The organism is Microvirga flavescens (assembly GCF_003290125.1).
GTDB classification, from domain to species: Bacteria; Pseudomonadota; Alphaproteobacteria; order Rhizobiales; family Beijerinckiaceae; genus Microvirga; species Microvirga flavescens.
The window spans coordinates 23,294-44,156 of the sequence record NZ_QMKH01000002.1 but is presented as its reverse complement, the minus strand read 5'-3'; the positions used below and the strand labels follow the sequence as shown (position 1 = coordinate 44,156).

Annotated in this window: 21 protein-coding genes; 12 read left to right on the top strand and 9 right to left on the bottom strand. The window is 62.5% G+C overall.

From position 1 onward, the window contains the following. Window positions 1-18: 18 nt before the first annotated feature. From DQW91_RS04995 to DQW91_RS04970, 6 genes are all read right to left on the bottom strand, one after another. Window positions 19-1,644, bottom strand: a complete 1,626-nt coding sequence (locus tag DQW91_RS04995) for an ABC transporter ATP-binding protein (RefSeq protein ID WP_112662508.1) — start codon at window positions 1,642-1,644, stop codon at window positions 19-21. A 1-nt stretch (window position 1,645) separates the two neighbouring features. Next, the gene (locus DQW91_RS04990) at window positions 1,646-2,782 is read right to left on the bottom strand and encodes an ABC transporter permease subunit (protein WP_112662507.1); all 1,137 of its coding nucleotides are present in this window, start codon (window positions 2,780-2,782) and stop codon (window positions 1,646-1,648) included. A gap of 10 nt (window positions 2,783-2,792) precedes the next feature. Beyond that, window positions 2,793-3,713: an ABC transporter permease subunit gene (locus tag DQW91_RS04985; RefSeq protein ID WP_112662506.1), complete on the bottom strand. Its 921-nt coding sequence runs from the start codon at window positions 3,711-3,713 to the stop codon at window positions 2,793-2,795. A gap of 78 nt (window positions 3,714-3,791) precedes the next feature. Continuing rightward, complete coding sequence (locus tag DQW91_RS04980) at window positions 3,792-5,378, bottom strand: peptide ABC transporter substrate-binding protein (RefSeq protein WP_112662505.1); 1,587 nt, start codon at window positions 5,376-5,378, stop codon at window positions 3,792-3,794. A gap of 153 nt (window positions 5,379-5,531) precedes the next feature. Beyond that, window positions 5,532-5,966, bottom strand: a complete 435-nt coding sequence (locus DQW91_RS04975) for a GlcG/HbpS family heme-binding protein (protein ID WP_112662504.1) — start codon at window positions 5,964-5,966, stop codon at window positions 5,532-5,534. 86 nt (window positions 5,967-6,052) lie between these two features. Beyond that, the gene (locus DQW91_RS04970; protein WP_112662503.1) at window positions 6,053-7,279 is read right to left on the bottom strand and encodes a urate hydroxylase PuuD; all 1,227 of its coding nucleotides are present in this window, start codon (window positions 7,277-7,279) and stop codon (window positions 6,053-6,055) included. A 186-nt stretch (window positions 7,280-7,465) separates the two neighbouring features. Here DQW91_RS04970 and uraH point away from each other — a divergent pair, with 186 nt between their 5' ends. From uraH to DQW91_RS17200, 7 genes are all read left to right on the top strand, one after another. Beyond that, the gene (uraH, locus tag DQW91_RS04965; RefSeq protein WP_112662502.1) at window positions 7,466-7,819 is read left to right on the top strand and encodes a hydroxyisourate hydrolase; all 354 of its coding nucleotides are present in this window, start codon (window positions 7,466-7,468) and stop codon (window positions 7,817-7,819) included. Between the two features lie 2 nt (window positions 7,820-7,821). Further along, window positions 7,822-9,264, top strand: a complete 1,443-nt coding sequence (gene puuE, locus DQW91_RS04960) for an allantoinase PuuE (protein WP_112662501.1) — start codon at window positions 7,822-7,824, stop codon at window positions 9,262-9,264. A gap of 104 nt (window positions 9,265-9,368) precedes the next feature. Further along, complete coding sequence (lysM, locus tag DQW91_RS04955; RefSeq protein WP_112662500.1) at window positions 9,369-9,818, top strand: peptidoglycan-binding protein LysM; 450 nt, start codon at window positions 9,369-9,371, stop codon at window positions 9,816-9,818. 55 nt (window positions 9,819-9,873) lie between these two features. After that, window positions 9,874-10,194: a rhodanese-like domain-containing protein gene (locus DQW91_RS04950; protein WP_112662499.1), complete on the top strand. Its 321-nt coding sequence runs from the start codon at window positions 9,874-9,876 to the stop codon at window positions 10,192-10,194. 128 nt (window positions 10,195-10,322) lie between these two features. Continuing rightward, window positions 10,323-10,751, top strand: a complete 429-nt coding sequence (locus tag DQW91_RS04945) for a c-type cytochrome (protein ID WP_112662498.1) — start codon at window positions 10,323-10,325, stop codon at window positions 10,749-10,751. 57 nt (window positions 10,752-10,808) lie between these two features. Beyond that, complete coding sequence (locus DQW91_RS04940; protein WP_112662497.1) at window positions 10,809-11,750, top strand: c-type cytochrome; 942 nt, start codon at window positions 10,809-10,811, stop codon at window positions 11,748-11,750. A 74-nt stretch (window positions 11,751-11,824) separates the two neighbouring features. Next, complete coding sequence (locus DQW91_RS17200) at window positions 11,825-12,565, top strand: CatB-related O-acetyltransferase (RefSeq protein ID WP_112662496.1); 741 nt, start codon at window positions 11,825-11,827, stop codon at window positions 12,563-12,565. A 38-nt stretch (window positions 12,566-12,603) separates the two neighbouring features. Here the strand turns inward: DQW91_RS17200 and DQW91_RS04930 are convergent, their stop codons facing one another. Together DQW91_RS04930 and DQW91_RS04925 are read right to left on the bottom strand one after the other, a co-directional pair. Continuing rightward, window positions 12,604-13,221: a helix-turn-helix domain-containing protein gene (locus DQW91_RS04930; protein WP_112662495.1), complete on the bottom strand. Its 618-nt coding sequence runs from the start codon at window positions 13,219-13,221 to the stop codon at window positions 12,604-12,606. Between the two features lie 103 nt (window positions 13,222-13,324). After that, a complete protein-coding gene (locus DQW91_RS04925) occupies window positions 13,325-14,290 on the bottom strand; it encodes a DMT family transporter (protein WP_245410910.1) in 966 nt (321 codons plus the stop codon). 175 nt (window positions 14,291-14,465) lie between these two features. Between DQW91_RS04925 and DQW91_RS04920 the strand changes: the two genes are divergently transcribed. Continuing rightward, complete coding sequence (locus DQW91_RS04920) at window positions 14,466-15,653, top strand: MFS transporter (protein WP_112662494.1); 1,188 nt, start codon at window positions 14,466-14,468, stop codon at window positions 15,651-15,653. On the opposite strand, the gene dgcA is transcribed toward DQW91_RS04920, so the two are convergent. Continuing rightward, window positions 15,623-16,609, bottom strand: coding sequence for an N-acetyl-D-Glu racemase DgcA (dgcA, locus tag DQW91_RS04915; protein WP_112662493.1), 987 nt, complete (start codon window positions 16,607-16,609; stop codon window positions 15,623-15,625). The two genes, DQW91_RS04920 and dgcA, sit on opposite strands and share 31 nt — an antisense overlap. Before the next feature lie 90 nt (window positions 16,610-16,699). Here dgcA and DQW91_RS04910 point away from each other — a divergent pair, with 90 nt between their 5' ends. The 4 genes from DQW91_RS04910 to DQW91_RS04895 are packed head-to-tail and all read left to right on the top strand — an operon-like array spanning window position 16,700 to window position 20,659. Further along, window positions 16,700-17,845 (top strand): ABC transporter permease, encoded by a 1,146-nt coding sequence (locus DQW91_RS04910; protein WP_425373376.1) that lies wholly within the window; start codon window positions 16,700-16,702, stop codon window positions 17,843-17,845. A gap of 4 nt (window positions 17,846-17,849) precedes the next feature. Continuing rightward, window positions 17,850-18,650 (top strand): ABC transporter ATP-binding protein, encoded by an 801-nt coding sequence (locus DQW91_RS04905; protein WP_198411790.1) that lies wholly within the window; start codon window positions 17,850-17,852, stop codon window positions 18,648-18,650. Between the two features lie 8 nt (window positions 18,651-18,658). Beyond that, a complete protein-coding gene (locus DQW91_RS04900) occupies window positions 18,659-19,987 on the top strand; it encodes an MCE family protein (protein ID WP_112662492.1) in 1,329 nt (442 codons plus the stop codon). Further along, window positions 19,988-20,659, top strand: a complete 672-nt coding sequence (locus DQW91_RS04895; RefSeq protein WP_112662491.1) for an ABC-type transport auxiliary lipoprotein family protein — start codon at window positions 19,988-19,990, stop codon at window positions 20,657-20,659. The last annotated feature ends 204 nt before the right edge of the window (window positions 20,660-20,863 follow it).

The following is a 20,863-nucleotide window of genomic DNA, read 5'->3' as shown; positions in this document are numbered from 1 at the left end:
CATGGCAGGGAGTTCCGCTCAGGAGGCGAGGGGCGTAGCGTCCGGCTCCTGCTGGTTCAGGAAGGCCGCCGCGATGAGATCGCGGGTGTAATCTTCCTTGGGCCGCTCGAAGATGTCCTGCGCGGTGCCGCGCTCCACCACCTTACCGCTCTTCATCACCATGATCTCGTCGGAGAGCGCGCGCACCACGGCCAGATCGTGACTGATGAAGACATAGGCGAGGCCATGGGTCTTCTGCAGGTCGCGCAGGAGATCGACGATCTCCTTCTGCACCGAGCGGTCGAGTGCCGATGTCGGCTCATCGAGCACGACGAGCTTCGGATGCAGGATCATCGCACGGGCAATGGCGATGCGTTGGCGCTGGCCGCCCGAGAACTCGTGCGGGAAGCGGTTGCGCCAGGCGGGTTCCAGACGCACTTCCTCGAAGGCCTGCGCGGCGCGGCGGTCGCGCTCCTTGCGGCTCATGCGCGGCTCGTGAACGAGAAGGCCCTCCGTCACGATCTCGCCTGCCGTCATGCGGGGGGAGAGCGAACCAAACGGGTCCTGGAACACCAGCTGCAGGTGCCGCCGCAGGGGGCGCATGCCCGCACGGTCGAGGGGCATGAGCGCCCGATCCTCGAAACGCACCGTGCCGCTGGCGGGCAGGAGACGCAGGACGGCGCGGCCGAGGGTCGATTTGCCCGAGCCCGATTCACCGACGACACCGATGGTCTCGCCCGCCCGCACGGACAGGCTCACATTGTCGACGGCGCGCAGCACATGGCTTGTCTTGCCGAACCATCCGCTCTTGGTGGCAAAATTCACCTCGATGTTCTTGGCGTCGAGGACCATCGGCGCGCCTGCGGGAGCAGGCTCCTTCCGCCCGCGCGGCTCAGCGTCGATCAGCATCTTCGTGTAGGGATGCTTCGGCGAGGCGAAGAGCGCGGAGGTCTCGCCACTTTCAACCACCTGGCCGCTCTTCATGACGTAGGTACGTGTCGCGAAGCGGCGCACCACGCCAAGGTCGTGGGTGATGAAGACGATGGACATGCCGAGACGCTTCTGGAGATCGCTGAGAAGCTCCAGAATGCGCGCCTGCACCGTCACGTCGAGCGCGGTGGTCGGTTCGTCGGCGATGAGCACGTCCGGATTGTTGGCGAGCGCCATCGCGATCATCACGCGCTGGCGCTGTCCGCCGGACAATTCATGCGGATAGGAGTCGATGCGCCGCTTCGGATCGGGAATGCGCACGAGTTCCAGAAGCTCGATGGCGCGCTCGCGCGCCTTCGTCTTGCTCAGACCGCCGTGGGTGGTGAGCGGCAGGGCGAGCTGATCACCGATCCGGTAGAGCGGATCGAGGGAGGTCATCGGCTCCTGGAAGATCATGGTGAGCTTGGAGCCGCGATAGTTGTTGAGCTTCTCGGGCGAGAGGCCGACGAGCTCCTGGCCGCGATACTTCACCGAGCCTTCGGCCCAGCCGTTCGAGGCGAGAAGCCCCATCACGGACATCATGGTCTGGCTTTTGCCAGAGCCGGATTCGCCGACGATGGCGACGGTTTCCCCAGCATTGATGTCGATATCGACACCCTTCACAGCCTGCAGAATGCCGTCGCCGGTACGGAAGCGGACCTGAAGGCCGCGGATGGCAAGAACGGGTTCCGTCATCTCAGCGGTCCTTCGGATCGAGAGCGTCGCGCAGGCCATCGCCGATGAAGTTCAGGCAGAACAAAATCGTGACCAGCGTGATGGAGGGATAGAGGAGCATCCAGGTGGCGCCCTGAATGTTCTTGGCGCCTTCGGAGATCAGCACGCCGAGACTTGTGTTCGGCTCCTGCACGCCAAGGCCGAGGAACGACAGGAAGCTTTCCAGCAGGATGACCTTCGGCACGAGCAGCGTCATGTAGACGACCACGGGGCCGAGCGTGTTGGGAATGACGTGACGACGGATGATGCCCTTGGTTTCGACGCCGAGCGCTTCCGCCGCCTGCACATATTCCTGACGTTTGATGGAGAGCGTCTGGCCGCGCACGATGCGGGCCATGTCGAGCCATTCCACCGCACCGACCGCGATGAACATCAGGACGAAGTTACGCCCGAAGAACACCACCAGCATGATGACGAAGAAGATGAACGGCAACGAGTAGAGAACGTCCACCGCGCGCATCATGATGAGATCTGCCCGCCCACCGAGATAGCCGGAGGTCGCGCCGTAGATCACACCGATGACGATGGCGACGAAGGTCGCGAGAAGGCCGATGGCGAGGGACACCTGACCCGCCTTCATAGTGCGGGTGAGAAGATCGCGCCCATTGGTGTCGGTGCCGAAGAAGAAATAGTTCCGCTTGATCGGGACATCCACGACCATGCGGCGGCCTTCGTCGGCGCGCTCAGTGACCTTTGCCGCCCCGAAAAGGTCGGAGCGTTCAAAGTAGGCGAGGAGGCGCTCGTCGATGGGGCGCTGCCCCACGAGCGTCACGCGGATCTTGTCGCCTTCGACGGCGATGTTCTCGGCCTTGGCGCGAACGCGCGAGGCGACGCGCTCCACATTGGGCTCGATCTGATCCGCCTTTGGATAGGCCTCCAGGCTCGCGGGCACCTTGACGTAGTCAGGATAGACCTTGTCGAAGGGGTGGCCGGTCAATAACGGGCCGAATATGCAAGCAAGCGCGATGAATCCCAGCACGATGATGCTGGTGATCGCGGCCCGGTTGCGGACGAGGCGCCCACGCGCTTCCGCCCACAGGGAGCGGCCGACGACAGGATCTTTCAAAACCTCGGCGGGAAGTACAGCGCCTTCAACCATGACACAAACCTCAATCGTAGCGGATGCGCGGATCGATGATCGCGTAGAGGATATCGACCACGAGGTTGAACAAGAGAACGAACACGGCAACGACGACGACCGTGCCCATGACGAGGGTATAGTCGCGGTTGAGCGCGCCCTCGACGAAGTAGCGGCCGATGCCGGGAAGCCCGAAGATGGTTTCCACCACCACCGAACCCGTCAGAAGCGCCGCTGCCGCAGGGCCGAGATACGAGATTACCGGCAGGGCCGCGCCGCGAAGCGCGTGGACGACGATCGTCAGGGACGGCAGGCCGAGAGAGCGCAGGGTGCGAATGTGGTTGGAGCGCAGGTTCTCGATCATCGCCGCGCGCGTCATGCGCGCAACCACCGCGATTTGCGGCAGCGCCAGCACGATTACAGGCATGACGAGATTGAGAGGTGCTCCGCCGTTCCAGCCGGCGATAGGGAGCCAGGCGAGAGCCAGGCCGAGTACGATCTGCAAGACCGGTGCGACGACGAAGTTCGGGATCGTGAGGCCGAGGGCCCCCATGCCGGTCACGACATAATCGATGAGGCTGTTCTGGCGCAGGGCCGCGACTGCGCCGAGCGTGCCGCCGACCAGAATGGCGAACGACAGAGCCAGACCGCCGAGGGTCATGGAAACGGGCAGGCCGCGGGCGAACAGTTCCCCCACGGTGAAGTCGCGCAGAATGAACGAAGGGCCGAAATCGCCACGCACGACGGCGCTCAGATACAGCCAGTATTGCTCGATCAGCGGCTTATCGAGCTGATAGATCTTGTTGAGGTTTTCCATCACCTTCGCTTCGAGGGGGCGTTCGAGATCGAACGGGCCGCCCGGCGCAAGGCGAATGAGGAAAAATGCGATCGTAACGATCAGCAAAAGCGTAGGGATAGCCGACAACAATCGGCGCAAGATGTACGAGAGCACGCGAAGGCCTCCATGCTCAGGACAGCAAAAAACAAAAAAGGGTGGCTCGCTCGCACGAGCCACCCCATTGCTTAAAGCTTATTGGTCCTTGGACAGGAAGCGCGACGGATAGACGCCACGGGTGTTGTGGACGTAGCCGTGGATCTTCGGCGAGATCAGGTTGCTCTTGCCGTAGTACATGACCGGGATCCAGGGCATGTCCTTCATGGTGATGGTCTCGGCCTTCTTCATGAGGTCAGCGCGCTTTTTCAGGTCGAGTTCGGAAGCGGCCTGATTCAGAAGAGCGTCATACTCCGGGTTGTTGTACTTGCCGTAGTTGAAGCCCTTGTTGTCGCTCTTCAGCAGGAAGAGGAAGACGTTCGGATCGGAATAGTCGGCGATCCAGCCGTAGCGGGCCACGTCGAAGTCGCCGCCGTCACGCAGATGCGCGAAGTGTGTCTTGCCGTCGGTGTTGATGAACGACGTCTCGACGCCGATCTGCTTCCACTGCTCGGCCACGGCCACAACCGTATTGCGGTTGTTGTCGGTGGTGTTGTAGCGGATTTCGACCTTGAGCGGCTTGCCCGGGCCGAAGCCGGCTTCCTTGAGAAGGGCCTTGGCCTTCTCCTCGCGATCGATCGGCGAGGCGTCCTTCCACTCCACATAGGCGGGCTCGCCATAATTGCCCAGTCCCGGCGGCATGAACGAATAGCCAGGCTGCATGGTCTGGCCCCAGATCTGCTCAGCGATGAACTCGCGGTCCACACCCATCGAGAGGGCCTGGCGGACGCGCACGTCATTGAAGGGCGCCTTGGACGAGTTGATTACCAGATACCAGGTTCCGAGATACGGACCGAGCTTGACCTGATCCTTGAACTTTTCCTTCAGGGCCTTGGTCTGATCGGCCGGGATATCGTCGGTGGTGTCGAGCTGGCCGGCCTCATAGCGGCGCACCATCGCGGCGAAATCCGGGGTCGGATAATACATGACGGTGTCGAGCTTGACGTCCTTCGCACCGTAATAGGTGTCGTTCTTGACGAGCTTGATGTGCGAGTTGGGCACGAACTCGGCAAGCTTGAACGCGCCGTTCGACACCAGATTGCCCGGCTTCACGAAGTCCTTGCCGAACTTCTCGACCGAGCCCGGATGAACCGGAAGGCTGGTTTGGTGCGTCAGCAGCTCGATGAAATACGGGGTAGCCGCTTCCAGCTTGATCTCGAGGGTCTTGTCATCGATTGCCTTGACGCCGAGATCCTCAACCTTGCCCTGACCCTTGTTGATCTTCTCCGCGTTAACGATCGGGTAGAGGATGTTCGCGTACTTCGCGCCGGTCGCCGGGTCCATGATGCGGCGGTAGGAGAACACGAAGTCCGAGGCCTTCACCGGGTCGCCGTTCGACCACTTGATGCCGTCGCGGAGCTTGAAGGTGTAGGTCTTGCCGTCGGCGCTGATGTCCCACTTCTCGGCCTGACCGGGAATGGCTTCGCCCTTGGCGTTGTAAGTCACGAGACCTTCGAGCAGGTCGCGCAGGATGTGGGCTTCCTGAACGGTCGAGGTCTTGTGCGTGTCGAGCGTCTCCGGCTCGCCGGAATTGGCGCGGTTATAGACGACCTCCGCGAACGCGGAGCCCATGAGAGCCGCGGTCGCGACGGACGCGAGGGCCAAAGTTTTGAACCATGATGACATTTTGACTCGTCCCTGATTTTGGAAGGTTTGTCAGGCTGATTTTAGGAAAAGCTTGAGAAAGCGTGACCTAGTATCATTAGTTGTTCACTTGCGACCTCCTGTCTAGAGGTGCTCGTGAATTAGGCATTGATGAACGCGAAATTTTATTTCGCGTCAAGCCCCAGCGTCGAAGACGAGGCCCGCCGCCTCGATCCCTGATGCCGCTGCCAGCTCGTCATTGTCCGAAGTGTCGCCTGAAATGCCGACGGCGCCGAGAATTGCGCCAGCGGCGTCCTTGATCAGCACGCCCCCCGGAACCGGAACCAGCTGTCCTCCGACCGCGTGCGTGGCGGCAGCGACAAAGAAGGGACGATCCACAGCCATCTTGTGGATAGCGCGGGAGCCGACGCCGAGCGCCAGCGCGCCATAGGCCTTGCCCATCGCGATTTCCGCCCGCTTGAGGCTCGTGCCATCTTCCGAGGCGAGAGCGCGAATGGCCCCGCGCGCATCGTAAACCGCAACCGAAAGAGGTTTGAACCCCTTATCACGGGCCGTCTTGAGCGCGGCGTCGACAATGGTTTGAGCCGTCTTGAGATCGAGATCGGGCATCAAAAACTCCTGTTTACTAAGTTGCTTTGCGCGAATCCCGGCACTCCGCCGGCAGGCTTGCCGAAGGGAGGGCCGGGGGCCTTGTATTAGCGCGCTATGGTATCGCGCTGCGCCAGCCAGGTCGCCACCGCCTTGCGCTCGTCGAGCGTCATTTCGGTGATGTTGTTCGGCGGCATGGCATGCGTCAGCACGCTTTGAACGCGTATGGCGCCGGCATGCCGTGCGATGGCCTCCGGCGTGTCGAGGTGAATGCCCTTCGGCGCCACGGGTATGCCATCCCACACGGGCTCGCCTGCATGGCACATGGAGCAGCGTGATTGGATGGCGAGCACGGCATCGTCGAACGCAGCCGCCATAGTGGCAGGCGTCACGTCCTTCTGGGCGTCCGCCATGTTCGCCGCGCCGGGTTTGCCGATGATGGACAGCCAGATCGCGAGCACGATGCTCGCCGCTGCGACCCCCCAGGTCCACCAGGGCGAGCCCTTGCCCGCATGCTGCGAGTTGAAGAAATGGCGGATGACCGCGCCCGCGATGACGATGAGGCCGATGATGCCCACGGCATATTTCGAGGACCACGCCAGCGGATAGTGGTTCGACAGCATCAGGAAGATGACGGGCAGTGTCAGATAATTGTTGTGGGTCGAACGCTGCTTGGCCTGCTTGCCCAAGGCAGGGTCAGGCGTTTGCCCCGCCAGAAGGGATGCGACCACCTTCTTCTGGTTGGGGATGATGACGCGAAAAACGCTTGCCGACATCCACGTGGCGATCATCGCTCCGGTGTGGAGGAAGGCGGCGCGGGCGCTGAAAACATGCGTGAACGCATAGGCCGCGAGCAGGATATAGAGGAACAGCACCACTCCGAGCGCGACATCGTTCTTGCCGAGCGGCGAGCGGCAGAGGCCGCTATAGATAAACCAGCTCACGATGAGCCCGCCGATGCCGATGGCAGAAGCCTGCCAGGGCTGCAGCGCCAGGATTTCGGGGTTGATCGTGTAGAGGTCGGCCTGCAGGTAATAGACCCAGACCAGCAGGAAGAACCCGGAAATCCAGGTGCTGTAGCTTTCCCACTTGAACCAGGTGAGGTCCTTGGGCAACTCCGGCGGTGCAACGAGATACTTGCGCATGTTGTAAAAGCCGCCGCCGTGGACCTGCCAGGCTTCACCGCCGACGCCTTCCGGCAGGCCCTCCCGCTTTTTCAGGCTGAGGTCGAGGTGAATGAAGTAGAAGGACGAGCCGATCCAGGCGATTGCTGTAATGACATGAATCCAGCGCGCGATCTGGCTGATCCATTCGGAGATTTGAGGGTCGATCATGAACTCTGCATCGGCGGGTGAAAAAGCCAGCCTAGGATGGCGGGCTGTGTTCTGAAAGAGCCCCTGAACCGCTTTTTCAACAGGGAGATTGGGGCGTGGCCGGCTCCGGTGGCCCTGCTGTTACGACAGTCTTGACCTTCCGAGGGCACAAGAAGAGATTCCCTGTCCTCATTCCAGGGAAATCACATGGGCCGATTGTCCACGCATATTCTCGACACGAGCAACGGTAGGCCGGCGAAAGGCGTCCGGATCGAGCTTTTCGCGCTCGAGGGCGACAAGAGGCACCCGGTCGCGACCGAGATGACGAATGCCGACGGCCGCACGGATGCTCCGCTCATGACCGGCGCCACGTTCCGGACCGGGACTTTCGAGCTGCTCTTCCATGTCGGAGAGTATTTCCGCTCTTTTGGCGCGCCTCTCTCCGATCCGCCGTTTCTCGATGTGGTCCCGATCCGTTTCTCCATCGCCGAGCCGGACGGGCATTATCACGTTCCGCTCCTCGTCTCCCCCTGGAGCTATTCCACCTATCGTGGCAGTTGAGTATGGCCGACACCTCTTATCCTCGCGACCTCATCGGCTACGGCCGTAATCCGCCGCATCCGCATTGGCCGAACAAGGCCCGCATCTGCGTGCAGTTCGTCATCAATTACGAAGAGGGCGGCGAGAACAACATCCTCCACGGCGACAGGGCCTCCGAGGCTTTTCTCTCCGAGATGGTCGGTGCCGCGCCCTGGCTGGGGCAGCGGCATATGAGCATGGAGTCGATCTACGAATACGGCTCCCGCGTCGGCTTCTGGCGGCTGTGGCGCATGTTTACGGAGCGCTCCATGCCCGTGACGGTCTACGGCGTCGCGACGGCGCTCGCGCGCAACCCGGAAACCGTCGCCGCCATGAAGGAGGCGGAGTGGGAAATCGCGAGCCACGGCCTCAAATGGATCGATTACAAGGATTTCTCCGCCGAGGAGGAGCGGGCGCATCTGAAGGAAGCGATCCGCATCCACACCGAGGTGACGGGCGAGCGGCCTCTCGGCTGGTACACGGGCCGCACGTCCGAGCACACGGTCCGGCTGGTGATGGAGGAGGGCGGTTTTCTCTACTGCGCCGATTCTTACGCGGACGAGTTGCCTTACTGGATCGAAGGCCCGAAGGGCCCGCAACTGATCGTGCCCTATACGCTCGATGCCAACGACATGCGTTTCGGCACGCCTCAAGGGTTCAACTCGGGTGACCAGTTCTTCGCCTATCTCAAGGACAGCTTCGACACGCTTTATGCCGAGGGCGCGACGGCTCCGAAGATGCTCTCGGTCGGTCTGCATTGCCGTCTCGTCGGTCGCCCTGGACGCGCGGCGGCGCTCGCCCGCTTCCTCGATTACGTCGCCTCCCATGACGACGTGTGGGTGGCCAAGCGCATCGACATTGCTCGCCACTGGATCAAGAGCCACAGGCCCATGGGTCTCAAGCCGAGCACGATGGCGAAGGCTCTTTTCGTCGAGGCTTTCGGCGATGTCTTCGAGCATTCGGCCTGGATCGCCGCGCGCGCCCATGATGCCGGATTGACGTCCGCGCAGGACACGGCGGAGGGGCTCCATGCTTCGATGGTTCATGTGCTTTCCGATGCAAGCCGGGAGCAGAAGCTCTCCCTCATCCGCGTGCATCCCGATCTCGCCGGGCGCTTGAAGCTCGCCGAGCTCACCGAGGATTCGCAGCACGAGCAGGCTTCCGCCGGGCTCGACAGCCTCACCGAGGAGGAGCGGAACCGGTTCCTCGCCCTGAACGACGCCTATCGCCAGAAGTTCGGTTTTCCCTTCATCATGGCCGTGAAGGGGCGCTCGAAGGGCGAGATCCTCTCCGCTTTCGAAACGCGGCTCGACCACGATGAACAACAGGAATTCGACACGGCGGTCGTGCAGATCGAACTCATCGCGCTCCTGCGATTGAAGGATCGGCTGCCTTCGCTGGCGGATATTTTCTCATCCATCGGCTAGGGCGGCATCAGCCTTTAGGAACGGGAACCTCTCGCACCCTCCAGACGTCTCTCCTTCGAGCTTGACGGCTTTGCCAGTCGGGCCTGACAGAAGGAGAGGCGATCATGGGTCTGTTCAAGTTCATCAAGGATGCAGGCGCCAAGCTGTTCGGCGGAAGCGCCACTGCCGCCACCGCCGAGAACCTTCAGAAAGAGGTTCAACAGCATGGCTTCGACGCGACGAAGCTCAACATCCAGGTCGACGGCGAAAAGGTGAAGCTCTCCGGCCAGGCCATGACACAGGAAGAGGCCGAGAAGATCATCCTGTCCCTCGGCAACACCTTTGGCGTCGCCGAGGTCGATACGGCGGGCCTGCAGGTTCAAAAGCCGGCTGCCGAGGCGACCATGTACACCGTCGTCAAGGGCGACACGCTTTGGGGCATTGCCGAAAAACACTACGGCAAAGGGCAGGGCGCAAAGTACACGGAGATCGTGAAGGCCAATTCACCGCCCGTGAAGAACCCTGACATGATTCAGCCGGGCTGGGTTCTGCGTATTCCCGCGCTGCAAGCTTGATCTGTTGCGATTCCCCGGGATGCGTCGGTATGGTCCGCCGCAACCGGAGGAATTCATGAGCGAATCACGCGCCGTCGTCGACCTCGACCGCGACACCGTCTGGCAGGGCCTGCAGGACGGCTCCATTCTGCTTGTCGATGTACGCGAACCCAACGAATACGCCGCAGGGCACATCCCCGGCGCGATCTCGAATCCGCTCTCCGCCTTCGACCCCTCGGCCCTGCCGACGGGCAGGCGGATCGTGTTTTCCTGCGCGGCGGGCGTGCGTTCCCTTCACGCGCTTGGTTTTGCACAAGCTTTCGGGCTCGATCTTCACGAGCATTACAAGGGCGGCTTCAGGGATTGGGTCATGTCCGGCGGGCCTGTCGAACGATAGGGCCGGCGCTGGTCACACAGATGTGTTCCTTCAGGTGGCTGCCAGACCGAGCGCAGTGTGTAAGATGCGGCCCAGGTTTGTAGCGGGGGGCAAATCCCGCAGGCCTTCACAAAGGGGAAATCGTATCCATGAAGCGTAGCCTTCTTGTCGCCGGTCTTGTCGTTCTTGGCGTTTCCGCCGCGATTGCCCAGAGCAATCCGGTCGAACAGCGTCAGGGTCTCATGAAGCAACTGGGTTCTCAGGTCCGCACCGCCTCGGCCATGCTGAAGGGGCAGGCTCCTTTCGATCTCGGGCAGGCAAAGGCCGCCCTCGAGACGTTCTCCACGGTCGCGAAGCAGGCTCCCGGCCTGTTCCCCGATTCATCCAAGGCAGAGAAGTCTGATGCCCTGCCCACCGTGTGGGAAAACAAGGCCGCGTTCGACTCCAACTTCTCCCAGTTCGAGAAGGATGCGCAGACCGCCCTTGCATCGATCAAGGACGAGGCGACCTTCAAGACCGAGTTCCCGAAGGTTCTGCAGAACTGCGGCACCTGCCACAAGACGTTCCGCAAGGGCTGAGCGTAGCATTCACGGGCGGCTTCCAGGCCGCCCGCTTCAATTCATGAGAGTGTGGGCATGAGAAAAACGCTGGCAGCCTTGCTGATCCTGGCTCTCATCGGCGTCGCCGGATTTTTCGCGCTCACATCGCCCACCGCCTGGGCGGTCGTGCGCGGGGGCGACCGGGCGGGCGATGTCCTTGCTGCCGGCTATTCGCCGAACATCGAGAACGGTCACGCGCTGTTCTTCGCAGGCGGCTGCTCCTCCTGCCACGCCGTTCCCAATCAGAACGACAAGACGCGCCTCGGTGGTGGACACGCGCTTACCTCGCCGTTCGGAACCTTTCACGTTCCCAACATCTCGCCCGACAAGAAAGACGGCATCGGCTCCTGGAGCAGGGCCGATTTCATCCGCGCCATGCGCGAGGGCGTGGCGCCGGACGGACGGCACTACTATCCGGCTTTTCCCTACACGTCGTACCAGCGCATGAGTGCTGCCGATCTTGCGGATCTCTTCGCGTTTATGGGCACCCTTCCCCCTGTTGAGGGACGTGCCCCAGCACATGAATTGCCGTTCCCATTCAACATCCGGCGGGGATTGGGGCTCTGGAAGCTCGCCTTTCTCGACGGAAAGCCGTTCCAGCCGGACGCGACGAAGTCGGCGGCCTGGAATCGCGGCGCTTATCTCGTCAACGGCCCCGGCCATTGCGCCGAGTGCCATAGCGAGCGCAATTTCATGGGGGGGATCGTCGAAGACCGGCGGTTCGCGGGCGGTCCCGATCCCGAAGGCGGCCGTGGCACAGTTCCCAACATCACGCCCGATCCGACGGGGATCGGCGGGTGGAGCAGGGAGGAACTGTCCACCCTGTTCAAGACGGGCGAGACGCCCAACTACGACACGGTCGGCGGCGCGATGTCTCCCGTGATCCGCAACACAGCGCAGCTTTCAGAGGCGGATCGCGAGGCGATGGCGGAATACCTTCTCTCGCTCGCACCGCGGGCGAGCGCCAAGAAGCCCTGATTTCCGCTTAAAACTTTCCCTGGAATGCGTGAGGTGGTAACGATACTGAATAACACTTACGCATTCTGATTCAGATGACCGGGACCAACCAGAATAAAACCTCGACGCGGCAATTGTTGCTGGACAATGGCCTGGACATGGGCGGCTCCTTCTCGGAGAGCCTGATCTGGGAATATCCCGCCAAGATTCACGAGCGTGTTCATGCCACGCAGGTGGAGATCGGCGCTTATTCCTACATCGCTCCCGGGACCGAGCTTCATTCCGTCACGCTGGGGCGTTTCTGCTCCATCGGGCCCAATATACGGCTTTTCGGCAGCGCCCACCCCACGCAATGGCTGTCGTCCCACCCATTCACCCATGTCAACATCTTCAACCGCTTCGTCGAAGGCACGCCGCCCCGGACGTTCGAAGGTTATCCCAAGCGCACAGAGATCGGACACGATGTCTGGATGGGGACGGACGTGATCGTCATTCCCGGGGTCAAGATCGGCAACGGCGCGATCATCGGGGCGGGGGCTGTCGTGGCGAAGGATGTGCCCGATTATGCGGTCGTCGTCGGCAATCCGGGGCGTGTCGTCAAATATCGGTTCGACGAGGCCTTGATCGAGCGTTTCAAGCGGGTGCAGTGGTGGCGCTACGACTTGCCCCGGAGCCTGAAATCGATGCCCGACCTGCCCGTGGACGATCCGGTCGCGGCATTGGACCGTATCGAGGAAAATCCCGACGCTTTCCTGCCGCTCAAGCCGGAGCGCAGGCAGCTTTTCACGACTCGGGAAGGGACGATGGTCAGGAAGTTGCCGCCTCTCGAAATCTGAAGAGGCGGTGCTTTTGCACTCAGGCTGAACGCCCCGCTTTAGTCCATCACGGCGGCTTTGAGGATGCAGACCATCGTGGCGCGGCCGGGCGTGTCGCCGATACAGCGAACGATGTGCCGCCGGTCGCAGCGATAGCGCAGGGTTTCCCCGGCCTTTGCCTGTTGGGTGACGTCGCCGACCTGAACTTCGAACTCGCCTTCGAGAACCGAAAGACATTCTACCGAGCCGCGCTGGTGGCCATCGGAATCGAGCTCGCCGCCCGGATCGGACTGCACGTCGTACCATTGCAGCCACTCGATGGTCTTGATCCAGCCCACGATGGCGAGGCGCATCTTGCCGTCGTCCGAGACGAGGATCGGCGTGTCGGCCTTCGAGGACTTCTCGATGAAGGGCTCCTCGTCCCCGCTGGCGAGCACCCGCTCGATGGAGACGTCGAGCGCCTGGCTCAAGCGCCAGATGGTGGCGAGGGTGGGGTTGGTCTCATTGCGCTCGATCTGGCTGATGATCGATTTTGCAACGCCCGACTGCTCCGCCAGCTCCGACAGGGACAGGTTGTATGCCTTGCGCAGACGCTGAATCGTCTTGCCCATCTGCCCGGAGATGACTTGCGCGCCCATATCCAAGTCGCGGTTCCGCTCTTTGCCTTCGACGCCCATGACACAACTCGCTCTCGTTCCGGAATTCCGAACGTTCGTTTCGTAAAACGGTTGTGGGGGAAAGGCGCTGCCCGGTCAAGGGTTCCGGAAAACCGCTGTTTGCTCAGCCGCCGCCGGGGCGTCTTGACGCGGCTTCCAGCTCGGCGGATCGCATCAGCCCCAACTTGTGCTCCCGCCAGACAACGAACAGCCCGGCCCCGGCGACGATTATGCCGCCGATCACAACGGTCTGTTCGGGCAGGTCGCCGAACATGAACCAGCTAAATAGTACCGCCCAGATCATCGTCGTGTATTCGAACGGCGCGATGATGGCTGTATCCGCGTGGCGATAGCTCTGTGTGAGAAGGATCTGCCCGATGCCGCCCAGAATCCCGATGAGGATGAACAGCAGGAAATCCTGAACCGGCGGCATGCGCCAGCCGAAAACGATGGTGCAAAGGCTGAGACCGGACGAGAGGACGAAGAAATAGAACACGATGGCTCCCGTCTTCTCCGTTTTCGTCAGGCGACGAACCTGGATCGTCGCCGCCGCCGAACACAGGGCGCCGAGGAAGGCAAGCCCAGCCCCCAGCGTGGGGCCTGCCCCCATCGCGCCCGTGAAGATTTTCGGGTTGAGGTAGGGGGAAAGCATGATCAGAACGCCGGTGAACCCAACGGCAACGGCGGTCCAGCGATAGCCGCGGATCTTCTCGTTCAGGATGATCGCCGCGAGGACGACGGCAAGCAGCGGCGACGCGTAGCCGATGGCGATGGTGTCGTGCAGCGGCAGATAGGCCAGCGCGGCAAAGCCGAGGGACATGCCGCAGGTGCCGATGAATCCGCGCAGGAAATGGCCCGTCACATCCTTCGTTCTCACCGCGTTGATGAGATCACCCTGCCAGCCCAGCCAGGCGATGAGTGGGATCATCGCGAAGGCCGAGCGGAAGAACACCAACTCTCCGGTGGGATAACGATCGCTCACGATCTTCAGCCCCGCCGACATCATCGTGAAGGCAAGGGCGGAGAGGACTTTGAGAACAATTCCGAAAACGGGCTTCACGGCGAACGGCCAAACGAACCAGGCGCGCACACAATCACGCCCGACTGATTCCCGAAAGCGGAAACGCGGGATAGGTCCTGCATAGAATGCATGAATGCCGGCCGAAGGCTCCGTCTTGCGATCTGGAACACTCCGGATTCGGGTGATAACTTTCCTGCGATTCTTCAGACAGTTTCGTCGACGTTTCCGGAAAGCCTAATTCACCATGTCCAACGCGAAGGCGCTCGGGCCCCGTCTTGCGGCCCTCCACACCGCTGCCTTCCTCAGTCATGGATTTTATCTGCCGTTCTTTCCGGTGTGGCTGCAGAGCAAGGCGCTCGATCCGACGATGATCGGGCTGATCGTCTCCGTGCCGATCATCATCCGCGTCTTCGTGATCGCACCGCTCCTGAGCCTGTCCGACCGGGGCGTCGGGACGCGCCTTTTGCTCATTACGTTCTATATCGGCCAGATTGTGGGATTTCCGCTCCTGTGGCTGTCCGATAACGGCCTTGTCATCATGGCCATCGTTGCTGCGGTTTCCATTGCGCAGGCCGCCGTCATTCCCGCCAACGATCTCGTGACGACAATCGAGGTGCAGAAGCATCCCGGCCTCAATTACGGCCGCATTCGCGGCGCGGGGTCCATCGCGTTCCTCTTTGCCAGCATTCTTGCCGGATATCTCGTCGGCCTCTTTGGAGCGAACGTCGTCGTCTGGGCGTTGACCCTCATCCCCGTGCTCGGCATCGCCGTCGTGCTTCTGGCGCTGCCGCCCGATGTCGCGCGTCGGCAGGCCGGGAGAGAACTGGCAGCCGTCCCGCAAGCGCCGCGTAATCTTTCCGCAGTGTTGTGGCTCGCCATGATCGGTGGGGCTCTCATTCAAAGCAGTCACGGTGCGCTCAATGCCTTCGGCAGCATCTATTGGCGCTCGGCAGGATTTTCCGATGCGACCATCGGGTATTTCTGGGCCGTCGGCGTCCTTGCCGAAATCGCCGTCTTCCTGGTTCTCGGACGTCTCGTCGGACGCGGGAATGCGGGCATTGTCCTGCTGCTTGTCGGAGGGCTTGCAGCCATCGTGCGGTTCACGAGCCTGTCGCTGCATCCGGGGCTGATTTCCAGCCTGATGCTGCAGACGTTGCACGGGTTGACCTTCGCCGCCGCGCATCTCGGCATCATGGCCTGCTTCGCGGCCTTCGCGCCTGCGGCGGCGCGGGGCAGGGCACAAGGGATCTACGGCTCGATCACCGCGCTCGCCACAGTTCTGTCGACGGTGGCGAGCGGTGAGGTTTACCGCGTTGCGGGTTCGATGGTGTTCGCGGCGATGGTGCCGCTGGCCTTTGTCGGCCTCGTGCTGGCCGCCATCGCCCTGCGCGTCGAAAAGGCTCAGCCCCAGAGCGCCGGCTCGGGCGGATAGACGAGGCTTCCCTCATAGCGCAGGCCGGGTTCGCGATCCTTGGCGAGAAGGAGCGGCCCGTCGAGGTCCACGAACCGCGCACGGGGCGCGATCACCATTGCCGGGGCCATTGCGAGCGAGGTGCCGACCATGCAGCCGATCATGATGGCAAGGCCCCGGGCCTCCGCCGCTTCGGCCATCGCCAGGGCCTCGGTGAGCCCGCCCGTCTTATCCAGTTTGATGTTGATGGCGTCATAGAGGCCCACCAGCCGGTCGAGGGTCGCGCGGTCGTGCACACTCTCGTCGGCGCAGATCGGGACGGTGCGGGCGATCTTCGCCAGGAACCCGTCTTCCTTGGCGGGCAGGGGCTGCTCCACCAACGCGAAGCCCGCTTCCGCGCAGGCAGCGAAATGGTCGGCGAGATTGTCCTCGCGCCAGCCCTCGTTGGCATCGGCGATGAGGGTCGCGTCGGGAGCGGCGCGGCGGACGGCCTGAATGCGCGTAATGTCGCCGTCCTGCGCTCCCAGCTTGATCTTGAGGATGGGGCGGCCTGCGGCTTTGGCGGTGGCCTCGGCCATGTTTTCCGGCGTGTCGAGGCTGATCGTGTAGGCGGTGGTGGCCGGAGGCCAGCGATTGACGCCTGCCGTTAGATGGGCACGCACGCCCGAGCGCTTGGCGTCGAGATCCCACAATGCGCAATCCACTGCGTTGCGCGCCGCGCCCGGCGGCATGGCGGATTGCAGGGCCTCCCGCGTCATACCGGCTTCAATTTGCGGTGCTATGGCCTCGATGGCGGCGGCGACACCTTCCACCGTCTCGCCATAACGGGGGTAGGGCACGCACTCGCCATGACCGACGGCACCGTCTTCGCGAATCGTCGCGGCCACCACAACGGCTTCCGTGCGGGAGCCGCGCGCGATGGTGAATTTGCCTGCTATCGGGAATTTTTCGATGGAGACGGTCAATTTGCGAGCCATTTGGGACATCCTCAGAACTTCGGCTCGACTTATGCCGCTGCGACACGGTATCACCAAGCGGAATCAGCGCCGAAGGGGCGACGGGAAAAGGTGACGCGGAGCAGCCTCACTCAAGAGCCGCAAGCGAAGTTCGACCGCACAAGCGACCGGACGACGGTGAAACTTGCCGGTTTCTGGACCGCCGAACACGCCAACCGTGTCGAAACCCTGGCCGCAAAAATGGTTGCGGAGGCCAAGCAGCACCGCGTCATCATCGACCTTGGAGAGATCAAGCGGCTCGATACGCTGGGGGCCTGGGTTCTCGACCGCACGCGGCACGAGCTCGGCGGGCACGAAGTTTCCGCCGATTTCGTCAGTGTCAGCCCCGAGCAGCAGATTCTCCTGAATGAAATCGCCTATCGCGGTTTTCAGGAAGCGCCGCGTGTCCGTCGTTCCAAGGTCATGGAGTTCCTCGCCGATGTGGGCAAGACGGTCAGCGGAGCGGGCAAGGATCTTCTCGAAGGCGTCTCCTTCCTCGGCGAGATCGTTGCCGCGCTGCTTCGGTTGATTGTTCAGCCGAGGCGCTTTCGCGCGCCGGCGGTGGTCAACCAACTGGAGCAGATCGCCTATCGGGGCGTGCCGATCATCGTGCTGATCTCGTTCCTCGTCGGCTGCATCATCGCGCAGCAGGGTATTTTCCAGTTGGTCCGGTTCGGAGCCACGCCCTTCGTGGTCGATCTCATCGGCATTCTGGTGCTGCGCGAGCTTGCCGTGTTGCTGACATCGATCATGGTGGCGGGCCGCTCCGGCTCGGCCTTCACCGCCGAGATCGGCTCCATGAAGATGCGCGAGGAGATCGACGCCTTGCGGGTCATGGGGCTCGATCCTGTCGAAGTTCTGATCGTTCCGCGTATCCTCGCGCTCGTTCTTGCCCTGCCGCTGCTCACCTTCATCTCGTCCATCGCGGCGCTCGTCGGCGGCGGCATCACGTCCTTTATTTATGGGGACATCAGCTATGAGGTGTACCTCTCGCGCCTGAACGGCGCCGTCGGCATGAACACCTTCATGGTCGGCATGATAAAGGCGCCCTTCATGGCGCTGGTGATCGGCATCATCGCGACCCTCGAAGGCCTCGCGGTCGCAGGCTCGGCGGAGTCGCTCGGCAAGCACGTTACCTCGTCGGTGGTGAAGGCGATCTTCATGGTCATCGTCCTCGACGGCCTGTTCGCCATGTTCTTCGCGGCGATCAAGTATTGAAGCCATGATCGAAACTCGTCAGCACACGGCCCAGCAGGACAAGGAAATCATCATCCGTGTGCGCGGCCTCGAGGTCGGGTTCGGTGAACGCACGATCATGAAGGATCTCGATCTTGATGTTTACCGGGGCGAAATCCTTGGCTTTGTTGGTGCTTCGGGGCAGGGCAAGTCGGTCCTGATGCGCACGATCCTCGGGCTTGTGCAGAAGCGGGCGGGCACTATCGAAGTTCTGGGAGAGAACGTCGACAATCTGTCTCCTGCGGCCCGGCGCGAGATCGAGCGGCATTGGGGTGTTCTGTTTCAGCAGGGGGCGCTGTTCTCATCCCTGACGGTCAAGCAGAACGTCCAGGTGCCGATGCGGGAATATCTTTCCCTGTCCGAGCGGCTTCTGGACGAGCTCGCCATGCTCAAGATCGAGATGGTGGGCCTGAACCCCGATGCCGCCGACAAGCTTCCCTCGGAGCTTTCCGGCGGCATGATCAAGCGGGCGGCGCTCGCCCGCGCGCTTTCGCTCGATCCGGATATCGTCTTCCTCGACGAGCCGACCTCCGGTCTCGACCCCATCGGGGCGGGGGAATTCGACGAATTGATCGCTACTTTGCAGCGGACTTTGGGGCTCACCGTATTCATGGTAACCCATGACTTGGATAGCCTTTACACGGTCTGCGACCGAATCGCGGCGCTCGGGGAGGGCAAAATCCTGGCGGAAGGGCCGATCGAGACGATGCTGGCATCGGATCATCCCTGGCTCCGCGCTTATTTTCATGGAAAGCGGGCGCGGGCCATTGCGGCCAGCGAGGCTTAAGGGTTGCGATGGAGACTCGTGCAAACTACGCCCTGATCGGAGTGTTCACCCTCGCGGTGATCGCGGCGGCGTTCGGCTTTGTCTATTGGTTCAGCGGCGGCGACCGGGGCCAGGCCAAGCAATCCATCCGCATCGTTTTCTCCGGTTCCGTGTCCGGCCTCTCCAAGGGCTCGCTTGCGCTGTTCAACGGCCTGCGGGTGGGCGAGGTCACGGAAATCAGCCTCTTGCCGGAAGATCCGCGCCGGGTCGTCTCCATCGTCCAGATCGACAAGAGCACACCCATCCGCGCGGACACCCGGGCGCGGCTCGAATATCAGGGCCTGACGGGTGTGGCGCAGATCGCGCTTTCGGGCGGCGAGCCGAATGCGCCGCCGCTCGTGGCCGGCCCCGGCCAGCCTATGCCGACGATTTTTGCGGACCGTTCCGATTTCCAGGATCTCATCGAAACCGCGCGCAACATCGCCCGGCGGGCGGATGATGTGTTGGAGCGTGTCGGCCGTGTCGTGGCCGAGAACGAGGGCGCGGTTGGCCGCACCATCCAGAATGTCGAGAAATTCTCGGAAGCCCTGGGCGAGAACGCCGACGGCATCGACCGCTTCCTCGGGCAGGTTGGCCAAGCGGCGGAGAAGGTCGGCCCGCTTGCCGAAAAACTCGAGACGCTTGCCACCAACGTGGACGAGCTTGTCCGCGCCGTGGATCGCCAGCGGGTCGCCAATATCGTTCAGAACGTCGAGAGCTTCACGCAGTCGCTGGGTGAAAACAAGGAAGTCATCAGCAACGCGCTGAAAGACGCAGCCTCCGTCATCCAGACCCTGAAGGACACCGCGCCCAAGCTCGATGCCGCCGTGGCGCAGATCGGCACCCTCACGAAGTCGGTGGACCCGGCGAAGATCGGGCGCGCCGTCGACAATATCGACACCTTCAGCCAGACGCTCAGCCGCCGCAGCCCGGATGTGGACCAGATTCTTGCCGATGCGCGCTCCCTGACGGACAAGCTCAACCACTCGGCCGACAAGGTCGACGCGGTGCTCGATGGCGTGCAGAAGTTCCTCGGTACGGCCTCGGGCGAAGAGGGCAAGAGCGCGTTCGAGGAGATCAAGGCGGCGGCGGTTTCGATCCGCGAGCTTGCCGACAATCTCGACAAGCGTTCGACTGCAGTGCTGACCGGCGTCAACCGCTTCACGGATTCAGGCCTGCGCGAATACGAGGCGCTCGCCGTGGACGCGCGCCGGACGCTCACCGACATCAGCCGCGCGGTCCGCAGCCTGGAGCGCAACCCGCAGCAGGTGATTTTCGGCGGCAAGCCGCCGCTACCCGAATACAATGGACGACGTTGAATGCGCTGGTCCCCCGTGTTTCCCCTATCAAGAAAGAAGAGCAGGCAGCTGCGCGCTCTCGCGCCTGTCATCGTTCTTGCCGCTCTGACGGGCGCCTGCTCGTCGGGGGCCGCGCCGACAACGTACGATCTTTCGGCGCCGACGGCGCGGATCGGGGGGGCAGGGCGCCAGGTTCTGGTCAACGAGCCTGCGGCGCTTCAGGCACTCTCGGCCCAGCAGATCATCGTGAAGGACGTCTCAGGCACCATCACCTTCCTCGGGGATGGCCAGTGGTCAGACAACCTTCCCCGCCTCGTTCAGACGCGCCTGATTAACACGTTCGAGAATGCTTCGCAGATCCGCGGCGTCTCTCGCCCGAGCAGCGGCACGGTGGCCGACGCGCAGCTGATCTCCGAGCTTCGCAGCTTCGAGGTCGTAACGCCGAACAACGAGGCCTATGTCGAAATCGCCGTGAAGCTCGTGAACGATCAGACGGGCCGCATCATGGCGGGCCGCATCTTCCGGGCGAGCGTTCCGGTGGCCGGCGTAAACGCCGCGGGCGCGGCGCGAGGTCTCGACGACGCGCTCTCCATCGTCATGCTCGACATCGTCCGATGGGTCAGCGGCAGCCACATCCCTGTGCGGGATGCGCTGCCCCAGACAAGTCAGACCGCAGGGCAGTCGCCAGCATAGATCTTCCGTCATTTGATGGGCCGCATTCCCGGAGCCTCACCCTGAGGAGGTGCGCCAGCACCGTCTCGAAGGGCGAGGCGTCTCCAGTGCGCGCTGGAACCTCCTTCGAGACGGTCGCTCTCGCGACCTCTTCAGAATGAGGCTTCGAGGCGCGGCTGGCCGCTCCTCGTCGGAGCGCGCCCCGGGGAGATGGTGGAAGAAGGT